Annotated in this window: 17 protein-coding genes; 8 read left to right on the forward strand and 9 right to left on the reverse strand. The window is 62.8% G+C overall.

Features of this window, described 5'->3' with window-relative positions:
* The first annotated feature begins 38 nt into the window (after nucleotides 1-38).
* Both KBY73_RS04075 and KBY73_RS04080 read left to right on the forward strand, forming a co-directional pair.
* Entirely contained in the window at nucleotides 39-173 is a 135-nt protein-coding gene (locus KBY73_RS04075; protein ID WP_254935832.1) for a hypothetical protein, read from the forward strand.
* Between the two features lie 85 nt (nucleotides 174-258).
* Nucleotides 259-624 carry a hypothetical protein gene (locus KBY73_RS04080; RefSeq protein ID WP_254935833.1) on the forward strand — a complete coding sequence of 122 codons (366 nt, stop codon included), beginning with the start codon at nucleotides 259-261 and terminating at the stop codon, nucleotides 622-624.
* Here the strand turns inward: KBY73_RS04080 and KBY73_RS04085 are convergent.
* Both KBY73_RS04085 and KBY73_RS04090 read right to left on the reverse strand, forming a co-directional pair.
* Nucleotides 618-872, reverse strand: coding sequence for a Txe/YoeB family addiction module toxin (locus tag KBY73_RS04085; protein ID WP_254935834.1), 255 nt, complete (start codon nucleotides 870-872; stop codon nucleotides 618-620). The genes KBY73_RS04080 and KBY73_RS04085 overlap by 7 nt on opposite strands.
* Nucleotides 863-1,120 carry a type II toxin-antitoxin system Phd/YefM family antitoxin gene (locus tag KBY73_RS04090; protein ID WP_254935835.1) on the reverse strand — a complete coding sequence of 86 codons (258 nt, stop codon included), beginning with the start codon at nucleotides 1,118-1,120 and terminating at the stop codon, nucleotides 863-865. Before KBY73_RS04090 ends, KBY73_RS04085 begins: the two co-directional genes overlap by 10 nt.
* 107 nt (nucleotides 1,121-1,227) lie before the next feature.
* Between KBY73_RS04090 and KBY73_RS04095 the strand changes: the two genes are divergently transcribed.
* The 3 genes from KBY73_RS04095 (at nucleotide 1,228) to KBY73_RS04105 (ending at nucleotide 2,897) form a co-directional block, all read left to right on the forward strand.
* Nucleotides 1,228-1,698 (forward strand): hypothetical protein, encoded by a 471-nt coding sequence (locus KBY73_RS04095; protein WP_254935836.1) that lies wholly within the window; start codon nucleotides 1,228-1,230, stop codon nucleotides 1,696-1,698.
* A 333-nt stretch (nucleotides 1,699-2,031) separates the two neighbouring features.
* A complete protein-coding gene (locus tag KBY73_RS04100) occupies nucleotides 2,032-2,388 on the forward strand; it encodes a GAF domain-containing protein (protein WP_254935837.1) in 357 nt (118 codons plus the stop codon).
* On the forward strand, nucleotides 2,367-2,897 hold the full coding sequence (locus KBY73_RS04105) for an HD domain-containing phosphohydrolase (protein WP_254935838.1): 531 nt from the start codon (nucleotides 2,367-2,369) through the stop codon (nucleotides 2,895-2,897). Before KBY73_RS04100 ends, KBY73_RS04105 begins: the two co-directional genes overlap by 22 nt.
* On the opposite strand, the gene KBY73_RS04110 is transcribed toward KBY73_RS04105, so the two are convergent.
* From KBY73_RS04110 to KBY73_RS15035, 3 genes are all read right to left on the reverse strand, one after another.
* Nucleotides 2,887-3,063 (reverse strand): hypothetical protein, encoded by a 177-nt coding sequence (locus KBY73_RS04110; RefSeq protein ID WP_254935839.1) that lies wholly within the window; start codon nucleotides 3,061-3,063, stop codon nucleotides 2,887-2,889. The two genes, KBY73_RS04105 and KBY73_RS04110, sit on opposite strands and share 11 nt — an antisense overlap.
* 139 nt (nucleotides 3,064-3,202) lie before the next feature.
* On the reverse strand, nucleotides 3,203-3,730 hold the full coding sequence (locus KBY73_RS04115) for a type IV pilin protein (protein WP_396096549.1): 528 nt from the start codon (nucleotides 3,728-3,730) through the stop codon (nucleotides 3,203-3,205).
* 232 nt (nucleotides 3,731-3,962) lie between these two features.
* Nucleotides 3,963-4,424 (reverse strand): prepilin-type N-terminal cleavage/methylation domain-containing protein, encoded by a 462-nt coding sequence (locus tag KBY73_RS15035; protein WP_315858400.1) that lies wholly within the window; start codon nucleotides 4,422-4,424, stop codon nucleotides 3,963-3,965.
* 132 nt (nucleotides 4,425-4,556) lie between these two features.
* Between KBY73_RS15035 and KBY73_RS04125 the strand changes: the two genes are divergently transcribed.
* Genes KBY73_RS04125 through KBY73_RS04135 form a run of 3 tightly spaced genes read left to right on the forward strand, consistent with a single transcriptional unit; the run spans nucleotide 4,557 to nucleotide 6,953 of the window.
* Nucleotides 4,557-5,885, forward strand: a complete 1,329-nt coding sequence (locus tag KBY73_RS04125) for a cell wall metabolism sensor histidine kinase WalK (protein ID WP_254935840.1) — start codon at nucleotides 4,557-4,559, stop codon at nucleotides 5,883-5,885.
* Between the two features lie 43 nt (nucleotides 5,886-5,928).
* Nucleotides 5,929-6,345: a ParD-like family protein gene (locus KBY73_RS04130; protein ID WP_254935841.1), complete on the forward strand. Its 417-nt coding sequence runs from the start codon at nucleotides 5,929-5,931 to the stop codon at nucleotides 6,343-6,345.
* A complete protein-coding gene (locus KBY73_RS04135; protein WP_254935842.1) occupies nucleotides 6,342-6,953 on the forward strand; it encodes a zeta toxin family protein in 612 nt (203 codons plus the stop codon). The genes KBY73_RS04130 and KBY73_RS04135 overlap by 4 nt, the downstream gene beginning before the upstream one ends.
* Here the strand turns inward: KBY73_RS04135 and KBY73_RS04140 are convergent.
* From KBY73_RS04140 to KBY73_RS04155, 4 genes are all read right to left on the reverse strand, one after another.
* Nucleotides 6,922-7,620, reverse strand: a complete 699-nt coding sequence (locus KBY73_RS04140; RefSeq protein ID WP_254935843.1) for a response regulator transcription factor — start codon at nucleotides 7,618-7,620, stop codon at nucleotides 6,922-6,924. The genes KBY73_RS04135 and KBY73_RS04140 overlap by 32 nt on opposite strands.
* Nucleotides 7,620-7,784 (reverse strand): hypothetical protein, encoded by a 165-nt coding sequence (locus KBY73_RS04145; protein WP_254935844.1) that lies wholly within the window; start codon nucleotides 7,782-7,784, stop codon nucleotides 7,620-7,622. The genes KBY73_RS04140 and KBY73_RS04145 overlap by 1 nt, the downstream gene beginning before the upstream one ends.
* 107 nt (nucleotides 7,785-7,891) lie before the next feature.
* Nucleotides 7,892-8,341, reverse strand: a complete 450-nt coding sequence (locus KBY73_RS04150) for a TA system VapC family ribonuclease toxin (RefSeq protein ID WP_254935845.1) — start codon at nucleotides 8,339-8,341, stop codon at nucleotides 7,892-7,894.
* Nucleotides 8,338-8,586: a CopG family transcriptional regulator gene (locus tag KBY73_RS04155; RefSeq protein WP_254935846.1), complete on the reverse strand. Its 249-nt coding sequence runs from the start codon at nucleotides 8,584-8,586 to the stop codon at nucleotides 8,338-8,340. The genes KBY73_RS04150 and KBY73_RS04155 overlap by 4 nt, the downstream gene beginning before the upstream one ends.
* Nucleotides 8,587-8,611: the final 25 nt, after the last annotated feature.

An 8,611-nucleotide genomic window follows, 5' to 3' on the forward strand; every position in this document is an offset into this window, starting at 1 on the left:
CCCAGTGACCGCAGTTGATCTGGGCGGGAGAATAGGGCATGAGAAAGCCCAACACCTTCCGTCCCTGGAACCCCGCGCAGACGCTGCTGCTTTTGTACGCCTACTGCGTCGGCATCCCCTCCTCCCGGGTGCTCACCGGCAACCAGCAGCCGGACCACAGCCGGGTCTGGTGAGCCTGGGCGGGGTGAGCCACACCTTGTCGCGGTCTCCGGCAAGAATTCCCATTAGGTTGTAGCTATATAAGGCAACCTTCTGCGTTTGCTGCGGCAGAAGCTGGTGGAGGGCATCATCATGCCCTTGCCCGTGCTCACACGCCGCGACACCTGGATCCCGCGCGTAGCCGGCAAGGTTCTGGCGGTGATCGGCATGCGCCGCAGCGGCAAGACCAGCCTGCTCTGGCAGGAGCTCGGCGATCGCCTGGCGAATGCTGAATGGAGCCACCAGTCATGGCCAATTGATCTCAGCGCCAAGCCCTCTCGCCATCCACGGGCAAGAAGGGTTCCACACGCATCCCCAGCGCCTGCAGCAGCTGGCTGCGCGGGTGCTCCCCTAAACGTTTTTTTCGTGACCCCCACCCGTAGAAAACCAGACAGACCACACTTGATCAGCTTCAGCAGTCAGTAGTGATGCCGGAGCTGGGCGATCAGCAGGTCGCCCGCACTGATGCAGTAGACGATGCGATGTTCAGCGTCGATGCGCCGCGACCAGTAGCCGGTTAGGGCATGGCGAAGGGGCTCGGGTTTGCCGATCCCCGCGAAGGGATCTCGGCGGATCTCGTTGATCAGTCGGTTGATGCGCTGCAGGATCTTGCGATCGTGTTGCTGCCAGTGCATGTAGTCCTCCCAGGCCTCTGGGGAGAAAATCAGTCGCACGGCAGTAGATCGTGTTCTTCCCCGCCACCGCCGTTCAGGCAGGCGATAGAGCGGAGCAGGCGCTGGGCGTTGGCCGGGCTGCGCAGGAGAAAGGTGGTTTCCTCCATTGCCTTGTAATCGGCTAGGGAGAGCATCACCACGGCGGGCTCGCCGCGGCGTGTGATCACTACTGGTTCATGGTTTTCACACACCTTGTTCATCGTGCCCGCCAAATGGGCACGGGCGGTGCTGTAGGAGATCGCGTCCATCGGCTTTAAACCTTGCTGGCAGACGTACGTCTTACTGTACTGCTCTTGTGGGGGTCAGCCCGTGATCGAACGCCCGCGGCACTGGTGAACGCTGGGATCTGCTGCAGTTGGAGAAGGGCGGCCCGCCTACCGGCGGCGAGCAGCTGCGCGAGCGGGTGCGCCAGCTACTGAGTGGGGAGGCCGCCTCGGGGCCAGAGCCCCTGCAGTTTCGCCGTGCCGGCAGCATTGAGGCTCGCGGCTTGCCGCTGGCCACCGAGATCGATGCCAAGGGCAGCAGCTGGGCCCTGGCCACCGAACTGCTGGAGCGCTATGAGATGCCCTTCCAGTGGGATGCCAGCCATCGCCGCATCCTGGTGGGTGCCCTTGATGTGGTGCCTCGCTTTCAAGACGACGCGGTGCAGGCATCGGTGGGCTGGCCCCTGTTTGAGATGACCCTCGAGCGCAGCAGCGTCCCGGTGATCCTGCGGGGCATCGTGCGCCAGGACCGCGCCTGGTGCCGGGTGCTGGAATTTGCCGAGGAGCTAGGCATCAGCGTGGCCTACGACCCCTTCCGCCTGCTGGAGCGGCGGGGCGGTTGAAGACCGGCCCTGATCAAGCAGTCCGAGCAGGCTGAGCATGATTTGATGAAAACTTAAGTGGAAAACATCAGCCGCAGTGGAAGACATCAGCCGCACCGAATTCATCCTGCGCAGCCGCCAGGAGCGGGCCATGGCCAATGAGCGCCAAGGTGATCGGCCTACGCCTGCCTGTCGGCGCTAGAGCATTGCTGGTGCACTCGATCGTCGAGCAGGCGGGCTGATGACAACGGAGCCCTTCATTCCGCGGATGGCGATGCCTCAAAGCCAGAATGAAACACGACTACAAAGTTGCATTTGTCACCTGCCGATCCGCTTCAGGAACAACTGCAGGCCTTGCAGCTAAAGGTTCGAGCCGTGGTGCCCCAGGTGCAGCGCCTCACCTGCGAACGGGTGGATGGGGAGCTGCAGCGCCTCACACCGATTTACGACAGCAGACCACTGCCACCTGAAGCCTCATGGCGCGGTGGGTCGTCGGTGGTTTTGCCGGTGAGCCAGGACGGCAGGCTGGATTTTGTGGTGGGTTTCCATGCCCCCGAGGCGGCGGTCTTTTCAGATGCGGAGCAGGCCACCCTGGAGGCGTTGGCCGAGTTGATCGGCCTCACGGTGCGCAACCATTTCAATGCCACGGCTTCCCTCTATGTGGCCGTACCGGCGATCACCTCAACCGGGTGTCCCACTATTCGCGCTTGATCGCCGAGGGGCTAGCTGAGCGCCGGGGCCTCAGCGCCCATGCCGTCGATCAGATCGCCCGTTTCTCCCGCCTGCACGACATTGGCAAGATCGGCATCCCCGATCGGATTCTGCTCAAGCAGGGCCCGCTCACGGACGAGGAGCGGCAGGTGATGAACACCCATGTGCAGCTGGGGCTGGAGATGATCGGCAAGGTGCTTGGTCAATACGACCTAAGCGCCCTGCCCGGCGCCCAGGTGCTCTGCAATGTGATCCGCCACCACCATGAGCGCCTTGATGGCTCCGGCTATCCCGAGGGGCTCAAGGGTGAAGCGATTTCCCTGGAGGGCCGAATCGTGGCGGTAGCCGATGTGTTTGATGCGTTGGTGAGCCGCCGCCCTTACCACAACAGCTGCACGATCCAGGAGGGGCTGGCGGTGGTGCAGCAGCAGGCGGATGATGGCCGGCTTGATGGCGATTGTGTGGCGGAGTTGGAGCAGGTGCTGGCTGAAACGGGGATCAGCCCGTGATCGAGCGCACCCGGCGCTGGGCGCCATTGGCGCTACCAGTTTTATAGATGACGCCGTTTGAATCCTGCACGCTGAGCTGGTAATTGGGCTGGCGGGGATTGTTGGTGTCCACATCAAAGTAGACTACGCTTTCCACCACCAGGGCATCATTGCTGGAATCCGCCAATAGCTTCGTATCGGATCGGTGCGGCAAGCAGCGAGTAGCAAGACAGGGACCCTGTGACGCTTCCGCACAATCTGTCCGGGGCCTTGCCGATCCCACTGGAGCTTGAAGCTGCGCTATGAGGCGTGAATCGAATCGCTCATCATTGCGTTGCTTGGCATCTGGGTGGTTCTCCTTGCGTCCATCCACTGGCCTCTGCACATTGGGTGAGAGCGACGGCACCATTGGCGGTCACGGTTGCCTGGGCTTCTTGAGTTGTACTAAACGCGTCTCTGCTGGAAGTGAAAATGCTCTCCGTGCCCGCGGGTTCGCATTCGCCGGTGGTTGCTGCCGAAGCGGCTGGGGTTGCTGTGGTGAAATCGCCCGTGATCTGGGCTGCGGCACAAGCTCGCGCGGTTGACATGGCGCTCTTTTGCGCTGCATTGATTCGGGCCCTTCCCTGCTGATTCAGAAAGGCTGGCAGGGCAATAGCTGCCAAAACGCCGATGATTATCACCACGATTAGCAACTCCACCAATGTGAAGCCAGCTACTGCAGCTGGAATGCCGAACTTCCTGATTGCGATCTGGCCCAACTTGCCATTCTGAAGTGCTTGGCCTGCAGGGTGCTTCTTGGCAGGGCCACCCCGAAGCCGTGCCAATGTCACTGAAAAATGCTCAAGGCCGATCAAGAGAGTTTCGAGCAACAACCCACTCCTCGTCCAGCAATTTTGCGGAATTAGCATAATTATGCATGTTTAGCATGATTGGGCACGGTGTTCGCCCAATTTTGAGAATGGGTCTCAGGCGTGGGGCCCGAGCCTGGAATGCATGCTTCGAGATAATTATTGGTTGGCAATAAAAAGCTCCCCGAAGGGAGCTTGATATTTTAATTGTCAAACGCAAAGATTGGACTGTTAATAACTAGGATTTAACAGGAACGCATGCAGGTACGGTACCTGCAGTCCAACCAGATGCTGCGGCGCATGTGGTGAGAGCGGCAGATCCGTCGGAAGCAACTGTGGCTATGGCATCTGCAGTTGTGCCAAAAGCAGCTTGAGGTGATGTGAATGTACTAGGCGTTCCTGCTGCGTTGCAGGTTCCGTTGGTGCCACTTCCGGTAACGGTTGCAGAAGCCTGATCTCCGGTGACCTGAGCGGCGGCGCAAGCGCGGGCAGCTGACATGGCGCTGTTTTGAGCACCATTCACCTTGGCGCGGCCCTGCTGGTTCAGGAAGGCAGGTAGGGCAATGGCTGCGAGGATGCCGATGATGATCACAACGATCAGCAGTTCCACCAAGGTGAAGCCGGCCTGCAGGGCGTTGCGCTTCTTGGAGCTGTTGAGGCGTTGGATCAGGGAGCGCTGCGCGAGCAGCTTGGCTGCCATGGAAGATGCCACGGTTCAGAGTGATCTATGAGTTCGAACTGATCATCACAGCTATCAATTCGGTTGTATTGAGTCAGGGGTGAGCAGAATCTGAGGATTGCCTGAAGAAGGCGTTCTATGGACCGTTGGCCCATGCGCATTTCGCCCCTGCGGCTCTGGCTGCAGAGCACCTCCCTACTGGCGGTGCTGGCTGGCTACAGCCTGCTGCTGCTGTTCAACCAGGGCTTGGCTGGTCTGCAGCGGGGCACTGCCCACCAGCAACTGGTGCAGCAGCTGGAAACCACCCTGGCGGCCCGGGCCCGCAGCCGCGGCCAGCTGCAGGCTCTGACTGATTCCTCCCTGCTGCCAGGCCTGGAGCTGCGGCTGCGGCCTGCTGCTGCGCCAGCCCCGGCTGGAGCCCAACCCACCGAGCAAGGCCGCCAAGGGCAGGAATTGTTGGTGAGCACCACAGCCATTTCCTTGCTGGATGGCAGCACCGCAAGCTTGGAGGTGCTGCAGAACGTGTCGGCCTCGGTGCGGCAGGAGCGCCTGGCCTTCTGGCTGCTGGCGGTGGCGGCTGGTCTATCCAGCCTGTTCACCAGTGCCCTGTTGCGCCTGGTGTTGCAGCGCGGCCTGGTGCAGCCCCTGCAGGAATTCACCACCCAGCTCTCCGCCACCCAGGCGCCGCCGCTGGCTTCCGATCAGATCCCCGTGGCCGAGCAGCCAGAAGAGCTGCAGCCCATCGCCCTCGCTTTCAACGACCTGCAGCAGCGCCTATCGGTTTCCTGGGAGCGGCAGCGCTCCTTTGTTGATGGCGTTGCCCATGAGCTGCGCACGCCGATCACCCTGATCTCCGGCCACGCCCAGCGCCTGCTGCGTCAGCCCGGCTTGGAGGCCACAGCGCCCTCGCTGCGCTTGATCCAGCAGGAGGCCCAGCGCATGGGCAGCCTGGTGAGCGATCTGCTCGATCTGGCCCGCCAGGATTCCGGCCGGTTGCAGTTGCGGCGGCGGCCGATCCTGGCTGATGAGGCCCTGGTGCAGGCCTATGAGCGGCTGGCCTCCAGCAGCGGCTGGCGCTTGCACCTAGACACGCCAGCTGCGGAGCTGCCAGTGGCGATGGGCGATCCGGAGCGGTTGCAGCAGTGCCTGGCCGCCCTGATCGAAAACGCTCTTCACTACAGCCCCACGCCGCTGCCGGTCACCCTTGCTGCCGACCAGCAGGGTGATTCCCTGGTGCTGCATGTGCGCGACCAGGGCCCCGGCGTGGACCCCAGCGAGCGCGATGCAATCTTTGGCCGCTTCGCCCGCGGCAGCGCCGCCATCAATGCCAACAGCCGCGGCAGTGGTATCGGCCTGGCCGTGGTGCGGCTGCTGATGGAGGCGATGGGTGGCTCTGTGGTGGTGGCCGAGGCGCCAGGGGGTGGGGCTGATTTTCAGTTGCATCTGCCCTTGGTTAGGTCCTTGGGGGTGGTCAGCCCGTAGCAGATTGCTACGATCAAATTCGGTTTCTCTGGCGAGCTGGGCTATGGCGAAATCCCCATCCCCGGTGCGTCTGCAGGAGGAGCTGATGCAAAGCGCCACCCAGGCCGGGGCCCGGCACCATCGCAGCGCCGCCGAGCAGATCGAATACTGGGCGGCGCTGGGCCGGCAGGTTTGTCGTTTTGTCGACCCCGACAGCCTGCTGGATGTGGAAGCTGGGCTGGCGCGGCTGCAGGTGGAGCCGGTTGTGGCCCAGCCCGTGGCGCCAGAAGCGGTGTTCTCCGCCGTGGAACTGGCAAGGCAGAGCGGGGAGCTGCCCCACTTGGTGAGTAAGGCCGCCATCCGCTATCAGGCTTCCGCCAGCCAGCCCGGAGCGCTGGAGCGCATCGCGGCCGATGGCAGCCGCAGCACCGGCAGCTTTAGCAACGGCATCTTCATCCCTTTTGAGCCGGAGCCGGGTTGAGCGGGCGCACGGTTTCTGGCAAACAGCTCTGGTTGCTGGTGGGCGGTAATGGCGCCGGCAAAAGCACCTTTCACCGGCTGTTTCTGGAGCCGCTGGGTCTTCCCTTTGTGAATGCCGACAACCTCGCCAAACTCATTGCGCCGGATAGCCCGGAAGCCCATGGGTTTGAGGCGGCCCTGCTGGCTGAGCAGCAGCGTGAATCCTTGCTGCTGAGGGGTTTCAGTTTCTGCTTTGAAACGGTCTATTCCCATCCCTCCAAAGTCGACTTCGTTGCCCGCGCCAAGGCACTTGGTTATGAGGTGGTCTTGGTGCTGCTTCATCTCAATGACGCCTCCCTAAATCAGGCGCGGATCGCCCAGAGAATCTCAGAGGGTGGTCATCACGTGCCGGCTGAAAAGGTGATCAGCCGTATCCCCCGATTATTAAACAACGTCCAAGCATCTTTACCCTTATGCGATCAAGTGCGGCTTGTTGATAATTCCTCCACCGATCATCCCTTTTTGCCCGTAGCCACGATCATCGCTGGCCTTGAGCAGCGCCACCAAGATCCACTGCCTCCTTGGGCACACGAGCTGCTTATGCCCTTGGGGGTGCCTCCTTCAGCATGAAGCCCACGCCGCGGATGGTCTGAATCAGGGTTGGCCGGCCTTCTCGCTCCAGCTTGCGGCGCAGTGCCCGGATATACACATCGAGCACGTTGTCGTCGCCCACCCACTGCTCGCCCCACACCGCGTTGAGAATCGCCTCGCGGCCATGCACCTGATTGGGCTGGCGCAGTAATAGGTGCAACAGCTCAAATTCCCTGCCGGTGAGGCTGATGCTTTCGCCGCCGCGGCTCACCTCCCGGCTGGCTGCAGTGAGCTGCAGATCCGCCAGCTGCAGGGTTTCAGGCTCGCTGCTGGCTTTGCTGGCGCTGCGCAGCCTGGCCCGCACCCGGGCCAGCAGCTCCTCGATTGAGAAGGGTTTGGTGAGGTAGTCGTCGGCGCCGGCATCTAGCGCCTCCACCCGTTCGCGCACGTCATCGCGGGCGGTGAGCATCAGCACCGGCGTGTGATCGTCGCTGCCCCGCAAGCGCCGGCAGATCTCCACACCGCTGAAATCCGGCAGGGTCCAATCCAGCAGCAGCAGGTCCCAGCGGCTCTCCCGCAGCTGCACCAGCGCCTGCTGGCCGCTGGCTGCCTCGGCGCAGGCGTAGCCCTCGATCTCCAGCTCGGTGCGCAGGAAGTGGCGCAGCTCCGGGTCGTCGTCGACGATCAGCAGGCGGGGGCTGGGCATTAGCGCTCCCGGTCGGCCCGGATCAGCTCTTCCGGCGACTGGGGCCACTTCAGGGGAGGGCTCTGCGACCAGCGCTGTTCGATGCGCTCCAAGGCCGCTTGGCGCCGCATAGGGAGATCGTCGCCCGCCTGGTTTTCCAGGTCGCGAATCTGCAGCGACGGCATTGACAGCAGTCCAGGCTTTGGTGGCAATTTAGTGCGAGTGCCTGCCAACCCTGGCGCCAAATCCTGCCAATGCTGCGATGGGATCGAACGATTGGCAGGATTGGTGGCTAGGAGCCTGCGTTGGCAATCAGCTCGAGGGCGCCCTGCCCGCCTGCCACGGCAACGGTGCTGAGGCGTTGGTCGAGGCTGGCCAGCACCCCTCCCTGCTGCACCGCCAGAGCCAGGAGATAGGTGTCCGTGATCTGGCCCGAGTCCACCAGGGCCCTGGGGTTGACATGGCCAAGGCCCAGCAGGCTCGGGGCGTCTGCCCAGAACCGGTGCTGCGGATGGCCAACCAGCTCCTGCAGGATCCTGCTCACGACCGCCGGCGATCCCGGGGAATTCGGGTAGCGCGGATGCCCCACGATGCGCAGCACTGCGTTTTGGGTGATCGCACAACTGGCCCAATCGGCCCCTTCTCGGCTCGAAAACCAGCGGTGGCAGCTCTCGTGGTGGACATGCCTTGGGTCGATTAAGGCGATCAGCACGTTGGCATCGAGCAAGGCGACCGGAATCACTCCCCGTCCCCCCGCAGGCTGTTGACGAGCTCAAGATCTACTGGGCCTCCGCTGGGTTGCAGGGGCAGCAACGGAAACCCATTGCGCTGCTCCGGCGGCGGGCTGCCGGGAACTGCTGGCCCTGGGGTGGTTAGGGCGCGGCGTAGCAATTCGCTGACCACGTTGCCAATGGGTTGGCGCCGTTCGCGAGCCAATACCCGCGCTGCAGAGAGCACGTCGTCATCCAGCCGCAGGGTGGTGCGCATCTGGTGTGAGGCATCAATCATCAAC

This window comes from Cyanobium sp. Tous-M-B4 (assembly GCF_024345395.1).
GTDB lineage: Bacteria > Cyanobacteriota > Cyanobacteriia > PCC-6307 > Cyanobiaceae > Cyanobium_A.